The 23,090-nt window shown below is 68.7% G+C and carries 21 protein-coding genes; 12 read left to right on the top strand and 9 right to left on the bottom strand.

Translation table 11 applies throughout. From position 1 onward, the window contains the following. Positions 1 to 368: 368 nt before the first annotated feature. The 3 genes from NBZ83_RS04500 to NBZ83_RS04490 are packed head-to-tail and all read left to right on the top strand — an operon-like array spanning position 369 to position 3,980. A complete protein-coding gene (locus NBZ83_RS04500; protein WP_261566268.1) occupies positions 369 to 1,370 on the top strand; it encodes a sugar ABC transporter substrate-binding protein in 1,002 nt (333 codons plus the stop codon). Beyond that, on the top strand, positions 1,363 to 2,931 hold the full coding sequence (locus NBZ83_RS04495) for a sugar ABC transporter ATP-binding protein (protein WP_261574383.1): 1,569 nt from the start codon (positions 1,363 to 1,365) through the stop codon (positions 2,929 to 2,931). The genes NBZ83_RS04500 and NBZ83_RS04495 overlap by 8 nt, the downstream gene beginning before the upstream one ends. Then, positions 2,928 to 3,980, top strand: coding sequence for an ABC transporter permease (locus tag NBZ83_RS04490; RefSeq protein ID WP_261566270.1), 1,053 nt, complete (start codon positions 2,928 to 2,930; stop codon positions 3,978 to 3,980). The genes NBZ83_RS04495 and NBZ83_RS04490 overlap by 4 nt, the downstream gene beginning before the upstream one ends. A 96-nt stretch (positions 3,981 to 4,076) precedes the next feature. Here the strand turns inward: NBZ83_RS04490 and NBZ83_RS04485 are convergent, their stop codons facing one another. Together NBZ83_RS04485 and NBZ83_RS04480 are read right to left on the bottom strand one after the other, a co-directional pair. Next, the gene (locus NBZ83_RS04485; RefSeq protein ID WP_261566271.1) at positions 4,077 to 4,577 is read right to left on the bottom strand and encodes a flavin reductase family protein; all 501 of its coding nucleotides are present in this window, start codon (positions 4,575 to 4,577) and stop codon (positions 4,077 to 4,079) included. After that, complete coding sequence (locus tag NBZ83_RS04480) at positions 4,574 to 5,860, bottom strand: bifunctional 3,4-dihydroxy-2-butanone-4-phosphate synthase/GTP cyclohydrolase II (protein ID WP_261574382.1); 1,287 nt, start codon at positions 5,858 to 5,860, stop codon at positions 4,574 to 4,576. Before NBZ83_RS04480 ends, NBZ83_RS04485 begins: the two co-directional genes overlap by 4 nt. A 252-nt stretch (positions 5,861 to 6,112) precedes the next feature. Here NBZ83_RS04480 and NBZ83_RS04475 point away from each other — a divergent pair, with 252 nt between their 5' ends. The 8 genes from NBZ83_RS04475 (at position 6,113) to NBZ83_RS04440 (ending at position 15,043) form a co-directional block, all read left to right on the top strand. Further along, positions 6,113 to 6,703: a nuclear transport factor 2 family protein gene (locus NBZ83_RS04475; protein WP_261574381.1), complete on the top strand. Its 591-nt coding sequence runs from the start codon at positions 6,113 to 6,115 to the stop codon at positions 6,701 to 6,703. Between the two features lie 189 nt (positions 6,704 to 6,892). Then, the gene (locus tag NBZ83_RS04470) at positions 6,893 to 8,227 is read left to right on the top strand and encodes an LLM class flavin-dependent oxidoreductase (protein ID WP_261574380.1); all 1,335 of its coding nucleotides are present in this window, start codon (positions 6,893 to 6,895) and stop codon (positions 8,225 to 8,227) included. Positions 8,228 to 8,297: 70 nt separating this feature from the next. Then, complete coding sequence (locus tag NBZ83_RS04465) at positions 8,298 to 9,494, top strand: epoxide hydrolase family protein (protein WP_261566275.1); 1,197 nt, start codon at positions 8,298 to 8,300, stop codon at positions 9,492 to 9,494. A 61-nt stretch (positions 9,495 to 9,555) separates the two neighbouring features. Beyond that, positions 9,556 to 10,770, top strand: a complete 1,215-nt coding sequence (locus tag NBZ83_RS04460) for an acyl-CoA dehydrogenase family protein (RefSeq protein WP_261566276.1) — start codon at positions 9,556 to 9,558, stop codon at positions 10,768 to 10,770. Positions 10,771 to 10,877: 107 nt separating this feature from the next. Then, entirely contained in the window at positions 10,878 to 12,053 is a 1,176-nt protein-coding gene (locus tag NBZ83_RS04455; protein WP_261566277.1) for a thiolase family protein, read from the top strand. Next, positions 12,050 to 12,877 (top strand): enoyl-CoA hydratase/isomerase family protein, encoded by an 828-nt coding sequence (locus NBZ83_RS04450; protein ID WP_261566278.1) that lies wholly within the window; start codon positions 12,050 to 12,052, stop codon positions 12,875 to 12,877. Before NBZ83_RS04455 ends, NBZ83_RS04450 begins: the two co-directional genes overlap by 4 nt. A 56-nt stretch (positions 12,878 to 12,933) precedes the next feature. Next, on the top strand, positions 12,934 to 14,109 hold the full coding sequence (locus tag NBZ83_RS04445; RefSeq protein ID WP_261574379.1) for an LLM class flavin-dependent oxidoreductase: 1,176 nt from the start codon (positions 12,934 to 12,936) through the stop codon (positions 14,107 to 14,109). Positions 14,110 to 14,206: 97 nt separating this feature from the next. Next, complete coding sequence (locus tag NBZ83_RS04440; RefSeq protein ID WP_261566280.1) at positions 14,207 to 15,043, top strand: mycofactocin-coupled SDR family oxidoreductase; 837 nt, start codon at positions 14,207 to 14,209, stop codon at positions 15,041 to 15,043. A gap of 90 nt (positions 15,044 to 15,133) precedes the next feature. Here the strand turns inward: NBZ83_RS04440 and NBZ83_RS04435 are convergent, their stop codons facing one another. The 7 genes from NBZ83_RS04435 to NBZ83_RS04405 all read right to left on the bottom strand — a co-directional run bounded on the left by NBZ83_RS04435 (position 15,134) and on the right by NBZ83_RS04405 (position 21,424). Continuing rightward, positions 15,134 to 15,553, bottom strand: a complete 420-nt coding sequence (locus NBZ83_RS04435) for a Zn-ribbon domain-containing OB-fold protein (protein ID WP_261566281.1) — start codon at positions 15,551 to 15,553, stop codon at positions 15,134 to 15,136. Further along, positions 15,550 to 16,737, bottom strand: a complete 1,188-nt coding sequence (locus tag NBZ83_RS04430; RefSeq protein ID WP_261566282.1) for a thiolase family protein — start codon at positions 16,735 to 16,737, stop codon at positions 15,550 to 15,552. The genes NBZ83_RS04435 and NBZ83_RS04430 overlap by 4 nt, the downstream gene beginning before the upstream one ends. Continuing rightward, on the bottom strand, positions 16,730 to 17,215 hold the full coding sequence (locus NBZ83_RS04425; protein ID WP_261566283.1) for a MaoC family dehydratase: 486 nt from the start codon (positions 17,213 to 17,215) through the stop codon (positions 16,730 to 16,732). The genes NBZ83_RS04430 and NBZ83_RS04425 overlap by 8 nt, the downstream gene beginning before the upstream one ends. Positions 17,216 to 17,231: 16 nt before the next feature. After that, positions 17,232 to 17,990 (bottom strand): enoyl-CoA hydratase/isomerase family protein, encoded by a 759-nt coding sequence (locus tag NBZ83_RS04420; RefSeq protein ID WP_261566284.1) that lies wholly within the window; start codon positions 17,988 to 17,990, stop codon positions 17,232 to 17,234. A 109-nt stretch (positions 17,991 to 18,099) separates the two neighbouring features. Beyond that, positions 18,100 to 19,233, bottom strand: a complete 1,134-nt coding sequence (locus tag NBZ83_RS04415) for a PucR family transcriptional regulator (RefSeq protein WP_261566285.1) — start codon at positions 19,231 to 19,233, stop codon at positions 18,100 to 18,102. 128 nt (positions 19,234 to 19,361) lie between these two features. Further along, positions 19,362 to 20,537 carry a CaiB/BaiF CoA transferase family protein gene (locus NBZ83_RS04410; RefSeq protein WP_261574378.1) on the bottom strand — a complete coding sequence of 392 codons (1,176 nt, stop codon included), beginning with the start codon at positions 20,535 to 20,537 and terminating at the stop codon, positions 19,362 to 19,364. A 275-nt stretch (positions 20,538 to 20,812) separates the two neighbouring features. Beyond that, complete coding sequence (locus tag NBZ83_RS04405; protein WP_261566287.1) at positions 20,813 to 21,424, bottom strand: TetR/AcrR family transcriptional regulator; 612 nt, start codon at positions 21,422 to 21,424, stop codon at positions 20,813 to 20,815. 282 nt (positions 21,425 to 21,706) lie between these two features. Between NBZ83_RS04405 and NBZ83_RS04400 the strand changes: the two genes are divergently transcribed. Then, the gene (locus NBZ83_RS04400; RefSeq protein WP_261574377.1) at positions 21,707 to 22,843 is read left to right on the top strand and encodes an acyl-CoA dehydrogenase family protein; all 1,137 of its coding nucleotides are present in this window, start codon (positions 21,707 to 21,709) and stop codon (positions 22,841 to 22,843) included. Positions 22,844 to 23,090 lie beyond the last annotated feature (247 nt).

Here is a 23,090-nt window from a genome sequence, read left to right as displayed (position 1 = left end):
TGTCCGTTCCTCAGCCATGTCCGTTCCTCGCGATCCGGCCGGTGTCGGGACGGGCCCGGCTGCGGCACGAGCGGCTCCGAGGCTGTTGCGTGTCACATGTCACGGTCCTACGATTCCCAGCACGGAAGACAAATGTTTGTTTCTTCGCTCCGGTACCTGACGGGGCGGACATTTTCCCATCGATCGCGCGACCCGACCGTTCGGGCGACCGCGCGTACCTCGGACCAGGAGATCGGATGTTACCCGCTTTATCGTGCCGTGGCCGTCGATGCCTCGTCGGCGCTGCCGCCGCCCTCTGTCTGACGCTGGCCGCCTGTTCGAGCGGAGGCGGGGCGGCCTCGAGCTCCGGAGGGGGCAGCTCGAGCCAGGTGGCCGCCGCGCAGGCCACCGTGAACGAGTACCTGAAGACGCCGACCGCGATCGGGCCCACCACGCCGCTGGCCCGTCCGCCGGCTCGGGGAAAGACCTTCGTCTACCTGAAATGCAATCTGCCGCAGTGCGCGACGGTCGGCTCGGCCGTGCAGGAGGCGGCCGGCAAGGTCGGCTGGAAGGCACAGATCGTCAACTACGACTCCGCGAATCCGGCCACCCTGATCTCCGGGCTGAAGCAGGCGCTGCGGTACGACCCGGTCGCCGTGGGCATCTCCGGTATCCCGGAGGAACTCTGGAAGAGCGAGGAGGCCGACTACGAGAAGGCCGGCGTCGCGATCCTCCCGCAGCAGACCGGGCCCGTGACGATTTCCCGGACCGTACCGGTGCAGATCGGCGATGACAGCGCGGTGGCAGGCAAGATCGTCGGTAGCTGGTTCATCGCGGATTCGAAGGCGAAGGGGAAGGGACTGCTGGTCAGCGTTCCGGCCTTCCCGGTTCTCACCGAGCTCGGCGATGCCATCCAGCGCACCGTGCGGGCGGGCTGCTCGGCCTGTTCGTTCCAGACGTTGAACGCGACGGTGGCGCAGCAGGCCGGAAACCAGATCGTCCCGGCAGTCATCTCGGCGCTCAGACGCAACCCGTCGCTGAAGTACGTCGTCACGACCGACGGTGTGCTGCTGACCGGGCTGTCCGCGGCGCTCAGGGCAGCCGGTCTGCACGACATCAGGGTTGGTGGGGCGTTGGCGACGGCGCAGAACGAACAGGACATCCTCGACGGCTCGGCGACCGCGTTCACCAGCTACAACAGCTCCTACATCGGCTGGCAGCTCATCGACGCGGCCCTTCGTCGGTCCCAGGCAATGAGCTTCACGGCCGACGACGGAGGCTCCCCGGAGCAGCTTCTGGTCCGATCCACCGTCGGCACGCCCTCGGACACGGCCAGCGCTCCGGCGGACTTCCGGGAGCAGTTCGCGAAGCTGTGGGGCCTCGGTGCCTAGCCGGCCCGCCCCGGCCGCGACGACGCCGCCCGCGTCGCCGTCGGACCCGCTGCCCGCGAGCCTCGTCGTCAGCGGTCTGCGCAAGTCCTTTGCCGGGCATCCGGCGGTGGACTCGGTGGACATGACGATCGCGCCAGGGGAGATCCACGCGCTGCTGGGCGAGAACGGTTCCGGTAAGTCCACCTTCATCAAGATTCTCTCCGGATACCACAGGCCCGACGCCGGCCAGGCGACGGTGGCGGGCCGCCCGCTGCGCTTCGGCTCGGTGGATGCCTCCTACCAGCTCGGCTGCCGCTTCGTGCACCAGGACCTCGGTCTGGTCGACGCCTGCTCCGTGGTGGACAACCTCTCGCTCAGCGCCGGGTATCCGCTCGCCTTCGGCACAATCCGGGGCGGCGAGGCGCGGCGCATCGCGCAGGAGTCGCTGCGCCGCGTCGGCGTCGACGTCGACGTCCGCCGCAGGGCGGCGGAACTGAGCCCGGCGCTGCGCACCGGCGTGGCCGTGGCACGTGCGTTGCGCCGGGACGTCTCGGCGCGGGCGCACCTGCTGGTGCTGGACGAACCGACCGCCACCCTGCCGCACGACCAGGTCGATCAGCTCCTCGAGATCGTTCGCCAGGTCGCGGCACTGGGCGTCGGCGTGCTCTACGTCAGCCATCGGCTCGCCGAGGTCCGAAGGCTGGCGGACACCGTCACCGTGCTGCGGGACGGCAGGCGGGTGGCGCAGCGTCGGATGGCCGATCTGTCCCACGGCGAGCTGGTCGACCTGCTCACCGACGGCCACGCGGTCGCGGCGGCCCGACCCCGCCACGCCGAACCCGGGAAGGTCCTGCTCAGCGCCCGCCACGTGCGCTCGGGCCACCTGCGCGACCTGTCGTTCCAGGTGCGCTCCGGCGAGGTCCTCGGGATCGCCGGCCTGTCCGGCTCCGGGCGGGAGATGGCGCTGGCCAGCCTCTTCGGTGCCGTCATGCGCGACGCCGGTCTGGTGCGGGTCGACGACACGGACCTGGCGCCGGGGCGGCCGGACCGGGCCATCGCGGCCGGACTCGCCTATCTGCCACCGGACCGGAAGACGCATGGCGGGATCATGACGCTCAGTGCGGCGCACAACATCGCGCTCACCGATCTCCGGCCGTTCTGGAAGCGGCTTCGGCTACGTCGGCGCCCCGAGATCGCCGAGACCCACCGGTGGTTCTCCGCGCTCGCCATCCGGCCGGCTCGGGCGACCACGGCTCGACTCGAGACTTTCAGCGGCGGCAACCAGCAGAAGATCCTGTTCGCGAAATGGCTGCGCCGCCGGCCGCGGGTTCTCCTGCTCGACGAGCCGACCCAGGGCGTCGACATTGCGGCCAAGGCCGATCTGCACGAACAGATCAGGCGCGCCGCGGCGGAGGGCGGCGCCGTCGTGGTCAGCTCCGCCGACCTCGAAGAACTCGGCGCGGTCAGCTCCCGTGTCCTGGTCATCCGCGACGGGCACATCGTCGCCGAGCTCGGCCACGACGAGGCGACGGTCCCCACCATGCTCCGACACTCGCTCGGCGGAGAATCAGGGCGCACATGAGACGATCCGTTTCCATCAACCTCGGCCTGGACAGGTTCAGCGGTCTCTACCTGTGGGCAGTTTTCGTCATCGTTTTCGGCGTCTGGACGCCCGACCTTTTCCTCACGATGTCGACGGTGCACTCGATCGCCTCCGCGCAGGCCATCACCGGCATGCTCGGCATCGCCGTCCTCATTCCCCTGGCCTGCGGCACCTACGACCTGTCGATCGGAGCCACCGTCAACATCTCGGCCGTCCTGGCCGGATCGCTGCAGACCGGTCAGCACCTGGGCCTGTGGCCGGCGATCCTCGTCGCGCTCGTCTCGGCGGTTCTCATCGGCATCGCGAACGGATTCTTCGTCGTCGTGCTGGGAATCAACTCGTTCATCGCCACGCTCGGGATGGCGACCGTCGTGGGTGCCTTCCAGGCGATCGCCACCGGCAACACCCAGCCCAATCCGCCGACCGGCCGGACCTGGAACAACCTGGCCCAGTACTCCATCGGCGGATTCCAGGTCGTCGTCCTGTTCCTGCTCGCCATCGTGTTGCTCGCCTGGTGGGCGCTCGACCACACTCCCGCGGGCCGTTATCTCTACGCGATCGGCGGCAACCGTGAGGCAGCCCGACTGGCGGGCGTGCACGTCGATCGATGGACCTGGCTGTCGCTGGTCGCGTCGTCCACTATCTGCGGCATCGCCGGCGTGCTGTACTCCTCTCTCAACGGCCCCTCGCTGACCTTCGGCGCGGCCCTGCTCCTGCCCGCGTTCGCCGCGGCCTTCCTCGGCTCGACCCAGCTCACTCCGGGCCGTTTCAACGTGTGGGGAACGGTGATCGCAGTGTTCGTGCTGGCCACCGGGGTGCAGGGACTGCAGTTCGTCACCGGGGTCCAGTGGCTCAGCGACATGTTCAACGGCGTCGCGCTGCTCACCGCGGTCGGATTCGCCGTCTGGCGGCAGAAGACCAGCAAGGCTCGGCTGGACCGGACGCCGGCGCCGGCCCGCGACGATTCCGGTCCCGCGCCCGCCGACATCGACGCGCCGCCGGACGCCCCCGTGGCACTGTCCGGGTAGGTGCCCCGGGCAGTGCCCGGGGCGGTCCCGGTCAGTCGATCGGGACCGCACCGGCGCATGGAATCGACACCCACCGCTCGACGTGGAGGGCCAGGGCTAACCGTGACTGTCGGGCAGCGCGTGAAAGTTCCGTCGGAAGTAGACGACCGGGCGCTGCTCGGAGACCCGGGTCCCTTCGACGCGGCCGACGAGGATGGTGTGGTCGCCCGCCGTGTGTCGGGCGTAGGGGGCGCAGTCAAGCGTCGCGCAGGCGCCGGCCAGGACGGGCAGCCCACGTTCGTCGGCCGCGAACCCGGCGTCGGCGAACTTGTCCGCGCCTCGGGTGGCGAACCGGGTGGCCAGATCCGCGTGCTCGGCGTGGACCACATGGACGACCCACCGGTCGGCCCGGGCGAAGACCGGATAGCACTGGGCGTTGTCCGCCAGGCACACCAGCACCAGCGGCGGGTCCATGGAGACCGAGCAGAAGGATGTCGCGGTGAATCCCCACCAGCGCCCGTCCGCGTCGGCTGTGGTGACGATCGTGACTCCACTCGGAAAGGAGGCCATCGCCTTCTTGAACAGCGTGGTCTGATCGGTGGCGTTGACGGTGGTCATGAGACCTCGCTCTCGCTCATCGCATGATTTAGTCGTATGTGCTTCGTCGTCAGGTGATGGAGGTTGTTGGGGTTCGGCCGCCCGACCAGCGGCTCACGATCCACGATGTCGACGCGGTGATCTGCCGGGCCGCGGCCCTTGGCCGGGTTGTCGGTCATCAGCCGGATCCGGAAGACGCCCAGGTCGGCGAGGATCTGCGCGCTGATGCCGTAGCCCCTGCTGTCGCCGGGCAGACCCTGGGCGAGATTTGCATCCACGGTGTCGAGGCCGGCGTCCTGGAGCGTGTAGGCACGTAGTTTGTGGGCGAGCCCGATCCCGCGGCCCTCATGGCCGCGCAGATACACGATGACGCCATGCCCGGCCCGACCGATCGCGGCCATCGCCGAGGCGAGTTGCTCGCCGCAGTCGCAGCGATGTGAGCCGAACACGTCGCCGCTGAGGCACTCCGAATGCACACGGACCAGGACGGGCTCGTCGGTGCTCTCCCGCTGACGCACGTCGCCCATGACCAGCGCGGCGTGCTCCGTCCCGTCGGTCACCGATCGATAGCAGATGGCCCGGAACTCGCCGTGATCGGACGGCACCCGGCCGGTCGTGGTGCGCTCGACCAGCGACTCGCGGTCGCCGCGGTAGCGAATGATGTCGTCGACGGAAAGCGTTACCAGGCGATGCTGCGCGGCGAATCGTCGCAGTGCGGGCCGGCGCGCCATCGACCCGTCGTCGTCGGTCACCTCGGCGAGGACTCCGACCGGCTCGAGATCGGCGAGCCGACACAGGTCGACGGTGCTCTCCGTGTGCCCGGGGCGCTGGAGGACCCCGCCGGGCCGGGCGATGAGCGGAAAGACATGGCCAGGGCGGGACAGGTGCTCCGGGCGTGTCGCGGGATCGGCGAGAGCACGTACGGTGAGTGAGCGGTCGGTGGCCGATACCCCGGTCGTCGTGCCGCTCTTGAGGTCGACCGACACGGTGAAGGCGGTGCCACGCGGATCGTCTCCGGTCGCGACCATCAGGGGAAGGCGCAGCTCGGCGGCGCGAGCCTCGGTGACCGCGACGCACAGCAGACCGGTCGTGTTTCTGATCATGAAGGCCATTGTCTCGGGTGTGGCGTACTCGGCCGCCATGATGAGGTCGCCTTCGTTCTCCCGGTCCTCGTCGTCGACGACCAGGACCATCTCGCCTCGCCGCATGGCCTCGATGGCCGCCTCGACGGGGCCGAGAGTCTTCGGTGCCTGGTGCGAGGGCGGTTCCACGGGCAGGCCGCGTACCTGGGCGTCGGTGGACACGTCGCACGCCTCCTAACAACTGTTTGTTCGTGTACGGTAGCAGTGGTATCGCGGCGCGGCAACCGGTCACGGGCGGGTGCGAATCGGGGGCCCGCGGGCGATGGCGAGTCCGCGAGGTGCGGGTGAGGCTTGACAGCGGTCGGTGGTCGCACGACGATTAACAAATCGTTGTTTTGATCTTTCCGGGCTGGACCAGGATCTTGCGGGGCGGGCGATGCGGCGACGGCTCGGAATCCCACGAGGTGGTGAGGCATGACTCCGCAGGAACTGGAGCGTGCGGTGCGCGAGCTCCGCGATCGCCAGGCCATCCACGACTGCCTGATGACATACTCGCGCGGGATTGACCGACTGGATCGCGAGCTGCTGCTGTCGGTCTACCATCCGGATGCGATCGACGATCACGGCGTCTTCGTGGGGAGTCCGGAGGAATTCGCCGACTGGGCCATCGCGATGCACTCCGCAACGCACCTGTCGCACCAGCACTGCGTGCTCAACTACACAGTCGATCTGGACGGTGACGTCGCGCATACCGAGACGTACTACATGTTCGTCGGAATGAACCGTGCGGGGGCTCCGCTGGCGATGAGCGGTGGCCGATATATCGACCGGTTCGAGCAGCGGAATGGGCGGTGGGCGATTGCCGCGCGGGTGTGCGTGCGGGACTGGGCGCCGCTCGACGTTGTTCCGCAGGATCTGGACGCCTCGGCCTTGGCGGCGGTGAAGGGGCTCGACGAGGGTGTGATTGCCCTGATGCGTTCCGGGGCGCAGTGTCGTCGCGACCGTGCGGACGCGTCGTACCTGCGACCGCTTCGGATCGACCCGGCCCGCGTCCCGCGCAGGTAGTTCTCGGCTTCCTGGATGTGGCCGGGTGTACCGGATGGAAAACGAATGATTGTTCGGAGACTCTCTGCGGGACTCGGGAAGGGGAGATGACCGGGCGGGCGCCTGTGATGGAAAGAGGTGCTTTCCGTCCCAGGCGCGGGGTCGGCCGGCTGCTGTCTGCCGTCCGTTTGTGAATGGAGGAGCAAGGACATGGCACGACGAGAAGGCCCCGCCCTCTGGGCGGTGTTTCTGTGGCCCGGTGGCCACCACCACGGTGCGTGGCGGCTCCCCGGCAGTCCCGGCGCGGATCTGCTGAGCTTCGAGAACTACCGGCGGATGGCGGTCGAGGCCGAGAAGGCGAAGATCGACATGGTCTTCCTGGGTGATCGTCTCGATGCGTGGCCGCTACCCGACGAGTACCTGGCGCGGACGGCGCGCGGTGCCCGTCTGGAGACCCTGACGCTCACGGGTGCCCTGGCCGCCGCGACGGAACGCATCGGGCTGGTGGCGACCGCGTCGACGACGTTCAGCGAGCCGTTCAACCTGGCACGCATGATCGGCTCGCTCGACCACATCTCGGGCGGCCGGGTCGGGTGGAACGTCGTCACGAGTTACACCGACGACCAGGCCCAGAACTTCGGCCTCGACCACATCCCTGCGCGCCCGGAGCGCTACAGCCGCGCTCAGGAGTTCCTCGACGTTGCCAAGGGGCTGTGGGACACCTATGAGGACGACGCGGTGTTCCGGGACAAGGAGACCGGGCAGTTCTTCGATCCGGCGAAGCTCCACAAACTCAACCACAAGGGCAGTCACTTCCAGGTCGCCGGTCCGATGAACATGGAGCGCCCGCCGCAGGGCTATCCGGTGATCTGCCAGGCCGGGGCCTCCAAGGACGGAATTGCCTTCGCCGCCCGCAACGGCGAGGTGCTGTTCTCGGTGAACTCCAGCATCGAACGCTCCCGGGAGTACTACAACCAGATCAAGGAGGGGGCGATCGCCGCGGGCCGCAGCCCCGACGAGGTCAAGGTCCTCGCCTCGATCAACCCGGTGCTCGGAAAGACGGCGGAGGACGCCCAGCGCAAGTACGACCAGATGCAGTCGCTGCTCGACGACGACGTCTCGCGGCATTTCGCCGAGATGTACTTCGGCATCGACCTCGCCAAGTACGACCTGGACGAGCTGGTCCCCGAGATCGAGTTGCCCGAGGTCGGCCGCGGCATGCCGCGGGCGCACCAGGAGTACATGCTCACCCGGGCCCGGGACCAGAAGCTGACCATGCGCCAGCTCGTCTACGGCTTCAACGGCACCAACATCTACCCGAAGTCCGCCGAGGAGGCGGCCGACGAGTTTCAGGAGTGGTACGAGACCGGCGCGTGTGACGGCTTCATCCTGCAGATCTCCCACGTCCCCGAAGGCGTCACGGACTTCTGCGAGCTGGTGGTGCCGATCCTGCGCAGGCGCGGGCTGATTCGCGAGGAGTACGCCGGGAGGACGATGCGGGAGAACCTCGGGCTCGCCTTCCCGAGGAACCAGTACGCGAAGTAGCGGGGAGAAGAACAGCCTGTTGTTTGTTGTGGGATCGCCGCACGCCGTCATTCAGTGAAGGAGATGCACGATGGCCGACGGAAGGTCGTTCACGGATCCCGAGCCGTTCACCGTCTCGATTCCGGACGCGGATCTGGACGACCTGCGTTCCCGCCTGCGGGGTGCGCGTTGGCCCGGTGACGCGGGCAACGGTGACTGGGACTACGGCGTCGAGAAGTCCTGGCTCCAGGACCTGGTGCGCTACTGGGCCGAGGACTACGACTGGCGGGCCCAGGAGAAGCTGATCAATGATCTGCCGAACTACCGGGTCCGGATCGACGGCACCCCGATCCACTTCGTGCACGCGAAGGGGAAGGGGCCGGATCCCATGCCGATCATCCTGTCGCATGGCTGGCCGTGGACCTTCTGGGACTGGCGCAAGGTGATCGGGCCGCTCACCGATCCAGCGGCGCACGGCGGCGACCCGGCGGACTCCTTCGACGTCGTCGTCCCGTCGATGCCGGGGTTCGGCTTCTCCACCCCGCTGACCGACACCGGCTTCGGCGCCCGCAAGATCGCCGAGTACTGGCACACGCTGATGCACGACGTTCTCGGCTATCGGCGGTACGCCGTCGGCGGCGGGGACTGGGGCTCGACGACCAGCGGCGAGATCGCGCACGGGTTCCCGGAACAGGTGATCGGAGCCTGGCTGACGCTGCCCAACGTCCCGGGCGTGCGGCTCTGGGAGATCACTGAGAAGGACTTCGCCCCGGACGAGCGGTGGATGGTCGAGCAGGCCGCGCGGGCCCGTTCGACGATCATGAGTCACTCCACCGTGCACCGCAACGAGCCCCAGACCCTCGCCTACGCGCTGGCGGACTCCCCGCTGGGCACCGCGGCGTGGATCTGGGGCCGGCGCCGGGACTGGGGCGACTGGCGGGACGGCGGCGGGGAGTTCTTCGACCTGTTCGACCGGGACTTCCTGTGCACCACGGCGTCGATCTACTGGCTGACCGGGTCGATCGCGTCGTCCATGCGGATCTACCACGAGCACTACGACGGCGGGGTGCCCCCGCCACCCCGACACGACCGCCGGCCCGCGATCGAGGTGCCCACCGCGTTCGCGGTGTTCCCCAGGGAGTTGCTGCTCCTGCCGCGCCGGGTCGCCGCCGAGGCGGTGAATCTGCAGCGCTGGACCGTCATGCCGAAGGGCGGCCACTACCCGCCCGCCGAACAGCCCGAGCTGGTCGTCACCGAACTCCGCGAGTTCTTCCGTGACCTTCGTTGACCGTCTTCTCCGGACCCCCAGGACCGCCCCCGAAACCCTGCCCCCAGGACAAGGAATGCCGATGAACAAACACACGCCCGAGATCACCGCAGACGAGCGGGCGGACCTGCTGGACCAGGCGAAGCAGATGGCCAAGGCCTGGGCGGCGATCGGTCGGGAGTGTGACACCGAGAACCGTTTTCCCACCGAGACCGTCGAGCCGTACAAACAGAGCGCGATCGCCGTGATGGCCGTGCCGAAGAAGTACGGCGGCCTCGGCGCGGACATCCATACGGCGGCTCTGGTGGCGCGGGAGTTAGCCAGGGGCGATCCGCCGATCGCCCTTGCCTACAACATGCACCAGGCCATGGTCGGCATCTTCCGGAACACCGCGGGGATCGACGACGACGTCCGGGCGTCGATCATGACGGCCGTCGGGCGTGACCGGAAGATCCTCTGTGGCCCGTTCAGTGAGGCCCGAGCCGGTCTTTCCGGCCTCGCGGACACCGTGGCCGTGCCGGACGGCGACGGCTGGCGGATCACCGGCAAGAAGAACTGGTCGACGCTGGTCCTGGGCTCGGACCTGATCGCGCTCAACGCCACGATCACCGACCCGGACGGCTCGGTGCCCGACGACTTCCGTGAGCGCGCCAGGCGGGAAGCCGTGTTCATCATCCCCACCGACTCGTCGAACCTCACGGTGGAGCACACCTGGGACACGATGGGTATGCGGGCCACCGGCAGCCACACCCTGGTGCTCGACGGGACGCCGGCGACCAGGCAGATGTACGGCGGCAACTTCCGACAGGGCCTGGTCGGTGAGGCCGAGTGGGCCGCGATGGGCTTCAGCGGGGTCTACCTGGGCCTGGCCGACAAGGCGTACGAGCAGGCGCGGGAGATCCTCCGGGCCAAGCACCTCGGCGCCACCCTGGGCGCCCAGGACACCGACATCAAGCAGGTCGGGTACGTGCAGTACGCGCTGGGGCGGATGCGTACCCAGATCGAGATCGCCGAGCGGGTGCTGGACGCGACCGGGCAGATCGCCGTCGAGGGCAGGTACGAGCAGTGGCCCGTGGCCGAGCGCAAGCCGAGGTGGGACACGGTCAAGGTGGTCACCACCGAGACGGCGATGAGCGTGACGGACGAGGCGTTCCGGCTGGTCGGCGGCTCGTCATACCGGCGCGGGCACGTCCTCGAACGGCTGTATCGCGATGCCCGCGCGGGTTACCTGCACTCCTTTACCACCAACCAGCTGTACGACTATGTCGGCCGGTACGAGCTGGGTCTGATCGGCTGATCGTGTTCCGCCCGGGCATCATCCGATGGCCGGACGGACCACGATGATCTGCTGCGGAGGACGAAGCATGAAACAATTGATTGTTTCCGAGTCGCGCCGAGGTGCGCATGCGTGACGTCGTGATCGCGGGGACGGGCATGACCCCGTTTCGCCGGGCACCGGGCTGGGGTCTGCGGGCCATGGCGACCGACGCCGCGGACGAGGCGCTCAAGGACGCCGGACTGGCCGCGAGTGCCGTTGACCGGGTCTACTTCGGCAACGCGGTGGCGCCCACGGTGACCCAACAGGACATGATCAAGGGGCAGGTCGCGTTCCGGTGCAGCGACCTGGCCGGTCTGCCGGTCGTCAACGTGGAGAACGCCTGCGCGTCGGGCACCTCGGCACTGCTCATGGCGGTCGAGGCGGTGTCCGCCGGGTTCGCCGAGGTGGCGCTCGCGGTCGGGGCCGAGCAGTTGACCAGCGAGGACAGGGTTCGTTCGTTCCAGGCACTGCGCGGCTCCACGGACATCACCGAGATCGGCGAGGCCGGCCCGGACCAGGACTGGACGAGGTCGATCCTGATGGACTTCTATTCCGCCGAGGCGCGTGAGTTCCTGGACCGCAACGGGGCCACCGCGGAGGACTTCGCCCTGGTCGCGGTGAAGAACCGGCGCAACGCCTCGCTCAACCCGCTGGCTCAGTTCCGCGAACCGCAGACCGTCGAGCAGGTGCTGGCCAGCCGGATGATCGTCCCACCGCTGACACTGGCGATGTGTTCGCCGCTCACCGACGGCGCGGCCGCGGCGGTCGTCTGCTCGGCCGGCTACGCCCGGACCCACCTGCCCGATGCCGATCCCCTCGCCGTGCGCGGATGCGTCATGCGCGGCGGTCGGACGGCCCCTCCGGTGGTCGAGGCGAGCGCCGCGGTCGCCGAGGTGTCCGGACTGTCGGTCGCCGACGTCGACCTGATCGAACTGCACGACGCCGCCGCCCCGGCCGAGCTGCTGCAGTACGGCGAGATCGGGCTGTGCGAGCGCGGCGAGGAACACCTGCTGGTGCGGCGGGGGGAGACCGATCTGGGCGGGCGGATACCGGTCAACACCAGCGGCGGGCTGACCAGCCGTGGGCACGCGCTGGGCGCGACGGGACTGGCGCAGATCGCGGAGCTGGCCACCCAGCTACGCGGCCGGGCGGGGCGACGACAGGTCGACGGTGCCCGGCGAGCGCTCGCGGTGAACTGCGGCGGCTGGCTGGGCGGCGGGTACGCCGTGACCCTCGCGACGGTCCTGGAGCACGTGCGATGACCGATCGCAAACAGGTCGATCTCGACACGGTCTTCTATCAGTTTCCGGCAGCGGGCGTCGCGCTGCTGACGCTGAACCGTCCTGAGTTCGCCAATGGTGTGGTGCCCGAACTCGCCGGCGACCTGCAGGCCGCGCTCGACGACCTGGAGGGCGATTCCGACATCCGGGCGCTGGTGTTCACCGGCGCCGGCCGTCAGTTCTGCGCCGGTGCCGATCTGACGGCGATGCAGGCATATCTGCGCGACGTCCAGCCGGTCACGCACGAACCGTTCAACGCCCGAGTGCTCTATCCGGTCACGCAGCGGCTCGTGACGAGTCGGCTGCCGATCATTGCCGCGATCAACGGTGGGGCCACGGCGGGCGGGCTGGATCTTGCGATGGCCTGCGACATCCGGATCGCCTCGACCCGCGCCAAGCTCGGCGAGACCTACGTCCGGCTGGGGCTTCCGCCCGGCAACGGCGGTGCCTACTTCCTACCCCGGCTGGTCGGGTCCGGGACAGCGGCGGAGCTGTTCCTCACCGGCGACCTCGTCGACGCGAACCGAGCGCTGCAGATCGGGCTGGTCAACCGGGTTGTCGAACCGGATGGGCTGATCGATGAGGCGGTGACTCTGGCGGCCCGGATCGCCCGGCACCCGCGGCGGGCGGTCGAGGCGACCAAGCAGGCGCTGCGGGCGAGCTGGGGGCAGGACCTGCAGACCGCGATCACCTCTGGCTTCTGGGCGGTTGCGGCGCTGCAGCACAGCGAGGAGCTGCGCGAGGGCGTGGCGGCCGCACTGGACAAGCGCCCGCCCCGCTACGACCGGCCGGTCGCCGGCAGCTGACGGGCCGCCCGCCAGCACAGATCCCGTCCGTACCGTCCAGACCTTTGGGGAATGCCATGGCAGTCACTCCGGAACGCCCGTTGAAGTTCGGCGTGTTCATCCCGCCGCAGAACGTCGTCGGCCTCAACCCCACCCTCGCGATCCGCCGGGCGATCGAGCTGGCGGTTCATCTCGACCACCTCGGCTTCGACGAGATCTGGTTCGGCGAGCATCACTCCGGCGGCGCCGAGGTCGTCGCCTCGCCGGAGCTGATGATCGCCGCCGCCGCCGAGCGCACCCGACGGATCAGGCTCGGCACCGGGGTGATCTCCCTGCCCTACCACCACCCGTTCCAGGTGGCGGACCGGATCGTGCAGCTTACCCACATGACCCGGGGCCGGGTGATGTTCGGCGCGGGGCCGGGCCAGCTGCCCACCGACGCCGCCATGTTCGGGCTTGACGCCACCGAGCTGCGGCCGCGGATGGAGGAGTCGCTTGACATCATCCTGCGGCTGATCGCCGGCGAGACCGTGAGCCACAAGGCCGACTGGGTGACCCTGCGCGACGCCGTGCTGCAGCTGCGGCCGTATCACGGAAGCGTCGACATCTCCGTCGTCGGGACGGTGTCGCCGTCCGGCCCGAAGCTCGCCGGCCGGCACGGGCTGGGCCTGCTCTCCCTGGCCGCCACCGACCCGACCGGCAACGACCAGCTGCCGGTGCACTGGGACATCATGACCGAGGAGGCCGAGCGCACCGGCCACACCATCGACCGGGCGAACTGGCGGCTGATGGGCCCGATGCACGTGGCCGAGACCTCCGCGGCGGCGATCGAGCAGTGCGGCCACGGACTGCGCTGGCAGTACGAGTACCTCTCCCACATCAGCCCGTCGGCGATACCGGTGCCGGACACGACCGCGGAGCTTGTCGAGACCCTCAACGGCAGCGGGCGGGCCTCGATCGGCACCCCGGACATGGCGGCGGCGCAGATCCAGCGGCTGCTCGACCGGTCCGGCGGCTTCGGAACCTACCTGTTCCAGGGCATCGACTTCGCGAACTGGGCGGACACCCTGCGCAGCTACGAGCTGTTCGCCGAGGAGGTCATGCCGCGCTTCGACGGAACCCTCGCCCCGGTCCTGGCCTCGTACGAGCATGTCCTGGCCCAGAGCGACGACAACCGGGCCGCCACCACCGCCGCCCGGGCCCAGGCGGCGGAGCAGTGGAAGCGCGAGCGTGCGGCGGTGGCTGGCTCTTGACCATCTACGACAAATCGTCCAGCCTTACGGCAACCGATTGTTTTTCACTTTTGTGTCGACGGCGGACTATCGCTGCGCATGAGTATGGAGGAAATTCATGGGAAAGTTAGACGGCAAGGTCGCGCTCATCACCGGAGCCGGCCGGGGCCAGGGGCGCGCGCACGCGGTCCGGCTTGCCGAGGAGGGTGCCGACATCATCGCGGTCGACATCTGTGAGCCCATCCCGAGCGTCCCGTACGAGCTGGCCAGCCTGGACGATCTCAACGAGACCGCGAAACTGGTCGAGAAGCTGGATCGCCGCGCGGTCGCCCGCAAGGCCGACGTCCGCGACCACGCCGCACTGAGCGCCGCGGTCAGGGACGGCGTCAACGAGCTCGGTCGCCTCGACATCGTCGTGGCGAACGCCGGAATATGGTCGGCGGCACCCTTCGTCGAGATGACCGACGAGATGTACCGGGACATGATCGACGTGCAGATGCACGGGCCCTACAACACCTGCAAGGTGGCCGTGCCCTACCTGATAGAGCAGGGCAGCGGCGGCTCGATCATCATCATCAGCTCGACCGCCGGTATGCGCGGGTTCCCCAACCAGGTGCATTACAACATGGGCAAGCATGCCGTCGTGGGACTGATGCGATCGCTCGCGAACGAGCTGGCCCCGCATTTCATCCGGGCCAACACGATCCATCCCAGCTCCACGAATACCAAAATGATTCAGAACGAGACGATCTGGAGCGCCTTCGCCCCCGGGGTGGAGAACCCGACCGTGGCCGACTTCGGGGATACCTTCACCGCGATGAACCTGCTGCCGATTCCCTGGATGGAACCGGGCGAGATATCCCACGCCGTCGCCTGGCTGGCTTCGGACGAGTCCCGGTATGTCACCGGGGTCACCCTGCCCGTCGACGCCGGTTTCCTGGCGAAGTACAACTGATGCACAGATTGAAGTATCACTGACGACCAGGCCGACCCACCCCCGATCCCCAGGGGTGGGCCGGCCTCATGCCCGGGGTCCGGGCGGCGGTCAGCCGGGCAGGCCGAACCACGGCACCGGACGGCGCTGCATCTCCGCGGCGTCGGCGGCGCGGAAGACGACCTCGGCGTCGCAGGCGTAGCCGCCCCAGTCGCCGTCGGCATCCGGCCAGAGGCGGGCCAGGAACTGGACGTCGTCCGCCAGCTTGACCACGCCCACGGCGTAGGGCAGGTCGTTCTCGAAACCGGTCGGCGAGCCGATTCGGTGGACCGCGAAGCTGTGCAGCACGCCCCTGGTCGACGCGGGGACGAAGCTCAGGTCGTCCCCATAGCAGAAGGGGCACAGGTGTCGCGGGTACATGATGTCGCGGCTGCACGCCTTGCAGTGCTGGACGACGAGCTCGCCGCGGCGCAGTGCCGCATAGTAGGGCTCGGTCAGGGCCTCCATGCCGACCTCGTTCGAGCTGGTCACGCGGACACTCCTTCCAGCAACAGCACCTGCGAGTCCATGTACGTGCCACCCGATCCGCCGCACACGGCGCGGGTGGCGCCCTCGACCTGGCGTTCCGGGCCGGCGCGGCCGAGTAGCTGGCGCACACCCTCGGTGAGCAGCGCCGTGCCGCCGCCGACACCGGTGTGTCCGGCCGACAGCAGACCGCCGTTGGTGTTGGTCGGCAGCCGTCCGCCCGGGGAGAACTCGCCGCGGGCGAACTGCCGCGCCGCCTCGTGTTTCGGCGCGAGCCCGAGCCCTTCCATGCCGCTGGCCAGCACCGCGGCGTAGGAGTCGTAGATCTCGGCGATGTCGGCGTCCTGCGGCCCCCAGCCGGCCGTCTCGTACGCCTCGACGGCGGCCTTCTCCCAGCCGAGCACGGCCAGATCGCGTTCCTGACCGATGCTGTAGTGCGATACGCATCCGCCCGAGCCGGCGATGCGCACCCAGCGGTCCCGGCCCAGCCGGCGGGCGTTGCCCGCGCTGGTCAGGACGAGTGCGCACGCGCCGTCGGCCAGCATCGGACACTCCATCGCCCGGATCGGATCGGTGACCATCTTCGATGCGAGCACCTGCTCGACGCTCAGCGTCCGGTCCCGGTACATGGCGTTCGGGTTGAGGTTCGCCCACGTGCGCAGCGCCACGCAGACCGACGCCATGTCCGCCGGTGTGGAGCCGCTGGCATGCATGTACCGCTGGGTGATCAGCGCACCCACCGCGTTGAAGCTCAGCCCGCTGTCCTTCTCCCACTCGCGCGGGATCCCGTTGGCGGTCAGCATGTCGATCATCTCGTTGACCGGCGCGGAACCCCACTTCTCGGCCTGCAGCACCAGCACGTTCCTCGCGTGCCCACTGGAGATCAGGCCGGCGGCGTCCCGAATGGTGTTGTCGCTGGTCGAGCCGCCGGAGTGCACCAGATAGCTGCTCTTGATCCGCTGGCTGAGCCCGAGCTCCTCGACGACCCGGGAGAACACGAGGTCGGCCTGGTCGGCGAAGGAGTGCAGGCAGGGGATGAGAAGGATGGTGTCGATGTCGCTCATCGCCAGCCCGGCGTCGGCCACGGCGGCGACGCCGACCCGGACCAGGTCGCCCATGAACGGGCGGTTCGGGTAACGACCGGACGGCTGCTCGCCGATTCCGATGAAGACGGGTTCGTCGTCACTCACCCTGCTTCTCCTGGTTCTCTCTGCGGGCGAGGAGCAGCATGCGGAACCGCATGACGTCCTCGTCCTTCTGATTGATCACGGTGTAGTCGATGTGCAGGGTCCCGTGGTGGGGTTTGCGGCCGGGGGTCGCCTCGGCCACCTCCGCCCGCACCCGGACGGTGTCGCCGGGTCGGACCGGTGCCAGGGCCCGCAGGCGCTGGCACTCCAGGAAGGCGATGATCGCGTCGCCGAGGAAACCGGACAGCGCCACCAGCCCGACCGCGAAGCCGTAGGTGAGCGGGCCGTGCGCTATCCGACCGCCGAACGCCGTGGAGCGGCAGAACTCCTCGTCGGTGTGCAGCGGGTAGTGGTCGCCGGTCAGTCCGGCGAACGTGGTGATGTCGCCGATGTCGACGGTCCGGCCCGCGGTCACCACTGTGTCGCCGACCGCGAAGTCGTCGAAGGTGTGCCGCAGCCGGTTGAAGGTCTGCTTGTGCAACGTGTACTCCAGAGGACTACAGGGACAGCGCGGCCAGGGCCTCGTGCGTGAGGCCGAGTCCCTGCTGCTCGTGAATAAGCCGCTTGATCTCGCGGGTGAGTAGCACGCGGGCGTAGCGCGTGCCGAGCGGTGGCTTGGCTGCGATCCTGGCGGCGATCTCGCGGGCGCGGGGGAGGACCCGCTCGGGCGGCAGCACCTCGTTGACCACGCCGTAGGCCAGGGCCTGGTCGGCGTCGAGGACCTGCTCGGTCAGCAGGAAATAGCGCCCGCGCTGCGGGCCCAGGACGTGGGTCCAGCAGATGTGCGCGCCATCGCCGGGCACGATGCCGTTCGCGAGGTGCGGGCTGTCGGAGAAGACGGCGGTGTTCGCCGCGATCGTGATGTCCGAGAGCACCGGGATTTCTGGATGAACGGTCGCCGGACCGTTGATCGCGGCTATCACCGGGATCTCGATACCCATCAGGTTCTGTAACAGCCGCTGACCCTCGAAGATGATCTGCGACCAGTCCCTGGCGCTGCCCAGGCTGAAGCTGGAGAAATCAATCTCCGAGCAGTACGAGTCGCCCGCGCCGGTGAGCACCATTACTTTGTTCTCCGCGTCGCAGGCGATGTCGGTGAAGCAGTAGGCCAGCTCGTCGTGTGCCCGAGCCGTCCAGACCAGGCTCTTCCCCTCGGTGTGCACAGTGACCTGAAGAACCCCGGCCTCATCGCGTTCGAGTTCGATGTTCTCGTACTTCGTGGCATAGTCCTCGAATGACGGTGCAATGGACGCCATCGGGCTTGTCCTTCCCTGCAAACAATTGTTTGTTCTAAGGTACCAGCGGCCTCCCGACCACACAAGCGGCTCCCGGTCGAGTGATGATCGAGCGATGATCGTGCGACGCTCAGCTCGGTCTGATGCTCGCGTACTCCAGGGCCCACCACACCTCGACGAGCACGTCGGTATCGCTCAGATCGGCGTCGGTCAACTGGGCGAAGCGGCCCAGCCGGTAGCGGACGGTGTTCTCATGTACGGACAACGCCCGCGCCGTCGCCGCCACCGATCGCCGTTCGTGCAGCCAGCGTTCGACGGTCTCGATCAGCTCGGCCGCTGCTGGGCCGCGTTTCACCAGCCTGGCCAGGTAGCGGCGGTGCAGCAGCTCGCCGAGCTCACCCTGCTGCTCGACCGCGACCCGGACCGACAGTGACGAGCTGTCCACCACCCCCGTGCGGCGGTACCGCAGCGCCACATTGAGCACCCGGGTGGCCTCGGCGAATGCGGAGGACACCGTCGCGAGGGGCACCGGCCCCGTCACCGCGATCACGGCATCGGCGAGGGGGACGGGGCGAGTCACGGTGATGCCTGCGATGTCGTCCTCGACCGAGGCGACCAGCGATCGCCGATTGCCATGCTCCAGGTGCCGGCTCAGTCGCTGCGGATCTTCGTGCCCGTCCAGTTCACGGGCCCGGAAAACCCAGTACCGGCCGTCCGTGAGCACGCCGTGCACGGACTGGCCCGCGACCAGCTCGGCCTGGTCGACGCCGCCCACGAGCAACCGGTGCAGGAAGGCGATCCGGTGCCGCTCGTCGCGCCGAGCACTGTCGATCTCCACCTGCTGACGTGCGGAGACCAGGACGCCGGCGTACTGGTCGGTGAGGTCCCACAGTCGGGTGGCGACGGCCAGGACCGCCCGGGGATCGGCGCCGCTCGTCGTCGCCTCCTCGATGAACGCGTTGCGCAGCACGGCCAGCACCGCCCGATACGCCTGGACGACGGTGTCCGACGGCACGCCCTGTCGGGCACGGCGTTGTCCGGATGCCCGCTCGTCCTCCTCGACCTCGGCGAGCAGGGCGTGCTGGCCGAGCGTTGCGGCGACGCGCAGCACGTTGCGCCGGCACGATCGGCGCAGGTCGTCCACGGGCACCCGGTCGTAGGCGGGGTACGCGCGCAGCGCGACCAGTTGGCGTTCGACCAGCTCGTCCGTTCGGGCGGTGAGCCGGGCTGCGACCTCGGCGAGCAGTGCCTCGGCATCGGCCATCGGGAACATCTCCAGGAAACCGTTCGCTGGGCTGTGATCTCCAGGTCGTCGGATCGTTACCGGCCTGGTCGCCGACGGTGGGAATCCCGGTGCTCGTCGACCTGGTGTCCCGACGGCTTTCCGCTGACTCAGGTGGTGGTGAGTGCGAGCAGGTGGGTGATCTCCTCCTCGGTGAAGCCGGCCTCGCGCAGGATCTCGCCCGAGTGCTGGCCCAGCCGCGGAGGGTAGACGTTGACCGTGCCGGCGTCGTCGATGGGGAGGCGGACCATGGGTAACACGTGCGGTCCGAGCGCCGCGACGACTGTCCCCCGGTCGGCCGCGACGGGGTGCTCGACGGCCTCGCGTAGATCGTGGACCGGACCGACCGGGATCTTCGCCTCGCGTAGCCGTTGCACGCACGCGGCGGTCGCGTAAACCCCGACCCGCTCCTGCACGGCCGCATGGAGCGCGACCCGGTTGCGGACCCGGGCCGCCGAGTCGACGAACCGTTCGTCGCCGGCCAGCCGCGGGACGTCGAGCGCGGTGCAGAGCCGGGTGAACAGACCGTCGTTCCCCGCGGCGATCATGACCCAGCCGTCGCTGGTCTCGAAGCACTCGTACGGCGCTGTGATCGGCGAGGCCGAGCCGAGCGGGCCGGGGATGATCCCGGTGGCGTACATCCCGACGATCTGATGGCACAGCAGCGCGAAACCACTGTCGACCAGGGTGGCCTCGACGTGTTCGCCCGTCCCCGTGACGTCGCGTCGGCGCAGCGCGGCGATGATCGCGATGGCCGCCCACATCCCGGTCGTCAGATCGGTCAGTGACGGGGCTATCCGAACCGGGGCACCGCCGGGCTCGCCGGTCATGCTCATCATCCCGGTGACTGCCTGGATCAGCGGGTCGTAGCCGGGCAGCCCGGCTGCCGCCCCGGACGCGCCGAACGCCGAGACCGAGCAGTAGACGGCACGTCGATTACGAGCGTGCACCTCGGCGTACCCGAGGCCGAGTTTGTCGGCCGCCCCGGGTCGGTAGCTCTGCACCACCACATCGGCGGTCTCGGCGAGTCTCAGGAACGCCTCCCGGCCGACGGGGTCCTTGAGGTCGAGCACCAGGCTGCGCTTGTTGCGGTTGACGGCGTGAAAGACCGCGCTCTCGCTGGCCTGGTGCGGGGGCATTCCACGGGCGTCGTCCCCGCCGCCGGGTCGTTCCACCTTGATCACGTCTGCGCCGAGGCTGGCCAGGATCATGGCGCTGTACGGGCCTGCGATGGTGGTCGTCAGTTCGAGGACCCGCAGGCCGGTGAAGGTGTCCGCACTGCTCACCGCACTGTCCGCCTTCCGTACCGCTCACCGCACCGTCGGCCGTCGGGGTGCCGACGCCGTCCCCGGCGGCCGTCGGCCAGGATGGGCCGTACGGCCTTGTCGAGACGCCGCAACGCTACGTCCGGTCAGAGTCGGAAGCAAACATTTGTTTTTTGCCAAGGTATGTGCATCCGCTCCGCTGCCTCGCGTCCTGCGCCGCCGATGCGCCGGGAACGTCGGTGGCCTTCATGATCGCGGCCGCGATCCGTGCGGCCGAGGTGCGAGCCGGTGGTCGGCTACCGGGCCTGAATCCCGCCCAGGACGCTGTCGGCGAGCTCGGTCGCGATCTCCTCGGCTGAGAGCTGACCGTGGGGGGAGAACCACTCCGCGGCGTTGTTGAGCATGCCGATGAACGCCAGAACGATGACCCGGGGGCTGCGGAGCTGGCGGAACTCGCCGTTGCGGATGCCGTCACGCATGATCCCGGCGAACAGGTCCTCGTATGCCTGCCGCATGGCGATCACCCGACGCTGGTTGTCCGGCGAGAGGTAGGTCCACTGGTGGAACGCGACTCGAGTCTGGTCCTGGCTGCGCTGTAGCACGGCGAAGTGGGCGTGGAACGCAGCCCGCAGTCGTTCGGCGGCGGGCGCGTCGCTGTCCGCGGCGGCGCTGATCGCGTCGACGTAGCTCTGGATGCCCTTCTCCACGATGCGTAGCAGCAGGTCCTCCTTGCCGCTGATGTGCACGTAGAGGCTGCCCGGCAGCAGGCCGACGGCATCTCCGATGTCGCGCATGCCGATCACCGGATAGGTCTTGTCGGCGAAGAGGCGGACTGCCTCCTGCTCGATCAGCTCGGCTGACACCGGGCCCGAGCTGCGGGCGCGCCGGCTGACGCGTGCTGTTGCCACCTTCCGTGTTCCTCTCTACTTGTCTTGCGCTGTCATCGTCTCACGATGGTCTGTCGCGGGCCGTGCCCAGGCGGCGCAGGCGGATCAGGCGATCAGCCTCTTTATGATCGTCTACCCTCGTCCGGCGACGTCACGCGGGATGGCTCGACTCGTGCGGGCCGCTGGCGTCGCCCGGCACCCTCGGGGCAGCGGAGGGCCGCGGAATCAAAAACAATCGGTTGTTTCCAGCCTTCGAAGTGTCTAGCGTGACGGGCACGAGCCGTTCGATGGAGGTGCAGGTCCGTGGACTTTCGGTTCACCGAGGAGCAGCAGCTGTGGTTCGACACCCTGACGGCGTTCATGGACAAGGAGGTTGGCCGAGAGTACATACGTGAGCACGATGCGTCCCGCACGTTCCCTGACGAGGCATACAGAAAGTTCGCCGACCGTGGCTGGCTAGGTCTGCTGGTTCCGGCGGAGGAGGGCGGCCAGGCAGCGGACCCGGTCATGTACGCGATCTTCTGCGAAGTGATCGCCAAGTACAGCCTCGACTTCGCCGCCGCCATCATGACCTCGATGTTCACCGCCACGAACATCGCCAACCACGGCACTCCGGAGCAGAAGGCTCAGTACCTGCCCGGCTTCCTCGCCGGCGACGTCAAGTTCTCGATCTCCATCAGTGAACCGGGTGCCGGGTCGGACGCGGCCGGGCTGGCGACCAGGGCGGTGCTCGACGGTGACCAGTGGATCCTCAACGGCAACAAGGTGTTCTGCTCGGGCGCCCACCTGCCCGGCACCGTGATCAATCTGATGGCCCGCACCAGCCCGGACCGGCACCGTGGGATCAGCATGATCCTTGTTCCGAACACCACCGACGGTGTGGACATCCGCAAACTGGACACGATCGTCCGGCGCTCGTTCGGTACCACCGAGATCTTCCTGACCGATGCGCGGGTGCCCCGATCCAACATCATCGGCGAGCCCGGCCAGGGCTGGGACTACCTCCGCGAGCACCTGGAGATGGAACGACTGAGTCTGGCCGCGACCTACGTCGGCAACGCCCGTACGGCCCTCGACGACACCGTCGAGTACACCAGGACCCGCACCCAGTTCGGGCGTCCGCTGTCGAAGTTCCAGGTCCTCAAGCACCGGATGGCCGCGCGCGAGACCGAGGTCAACGCGGCCCGGCTGCTCGTCTACAGCGCCGCCACCAGACTGGCCCGCGGCGAGCGGGCGCTCAAGGACGTGTCGATGGCCAAGGTGTACGCCGCGGATGTCGCTTTTCGGTGTGCCTTCGACGGCATGCAGGCGCTCGGCGGGTACGCACAGTTGCCGGAGTACGACATGGAGCGCTATTTCCGCGAGGCCAAGCATGCGATGGTCGGCGGCGGCACCTCGGAGATTCAGCACAGCATCATCGCCAAGGAGATGGGGCTCTAGTCCGGCGTCGGCGCGGAGGTTGGTGACGGTTGCGCCGAGGCGATGGATGGCTGGTGGTGCGGTCCGGGACGGCCGGATGAAGTGCCGGCAAGACGGACGCCAGATGCCACGAGATCGCCGGTTTGGAACGAGAAGACCCTGCCCACCGATCGTGCCTGTGGCATCCTCGGGAGAATTCCGAGGCCACCGGGCCGGCCTTGGCGGTGGGAAACCTGTCTGGCCGTCTGTGAGGCTGTGACGCACAGCG

The sequence above is a fragment of the Frankia gtarii genome, from assembly GCF_025403375.1.
Lineage (GTDB): Bacteria > Actinomycetota > Actinomycetes > Frankiales > Frankiaceae > Frankia > Frankia gtarii.
This window is presented reverse-complemented; position numbering and strand designations above follow the sequence as displayed.

Excerpts from the sequence above, each read along its gene's own strand:
- NBZ83_RS04490 (WP_261566270.1), top strand. The coding sequence starts at position 2,928 with ATGAGACGATCCGTTTCCATCAACCTCGGCCTGGACAGGTTCAGCGGT.
- NBZ83_RS04485 (WP_261566271.1), bottom strand. The coding sequence starts at position 4,577 with ATGACCACCGTCAACGCCACCGATCAGACCACGCTGTTCAAGAAGGCG.
- NBZ83_RS04475 (WP_261574381.1), top strand. The coding sequence starts at position 6,113 with ATGACTCCGCAGGAACTGGAGCGTGCGGTGCGCGAGCTCCGCGATCGC.
- NBZ83_RS04470 (WP_261574380.1), top strand. The coding sequence starts at position 6,893 with ATGGCACGACGAGAAGGCCCCGCCCTCTGGGCGGTGTTTCTGTGGCCC.
- NBZ83_RS04465 (WP_261566275.1), top strand. The coding sequence starts at position 8,298 with ATGGCCGACGGAAGGTCGTTCACGGATCCCGAGCCGTTCACCGTCTCG.
- NBZ83_RS04460 (WP_261566276.1), top strand. The coding sequence starts at position 9,556 with ATGAACAAACACACGCCCGAGATCACCGCAGACGAGCGGGCGGACCTG.
- NBZ83_RS04455 (WP_261566277.1), top strand. The coding sequence starts at position 10,878 with ATGCGTGACGTCGTGATCGCGGGGACGGGCATGACCCCGTTTCGCCGG.
- NBZ83_RS04450 (WP_261566278.1), top strand. The coding sequence starts at position 12,050 with ATGACCGATCGCAAACAGGTCGATCTCGACACGGTCTTCTATCAGTTT.
- NBZ83_RS04445 (WP_261574379.1), top strand. The coding sequence starts at position 12,934 with ATGGCAGTCACTCCGGAACGCCCGTTGAAGTTCGGCGTGTTCATCCCG.
- NBZ83_RS04440 (WP_261566280.1), top strand. The coding sequence starts at position 14,207 with ATGGGAAAGTTAGACGGCAAGGTCGCGCTCATCACCGGAGCCGGCCGG.
- NBZ83_RS04420 (WP_261566284.1), bottom strand. The coding sequence starts at position 17,990 with ATGGCGTCCATTGCACCGTCATTCGAGGACTATGCCACGAAGTACGAG.
- NBZ83_RS04415 (WP_261566285.1), bottom strand. The coding sequence starts at position 19,233 with ATGGCCGATGCCGAGGCACTGCTCGCCGAGGTCGCAGCCCGGCTCACC.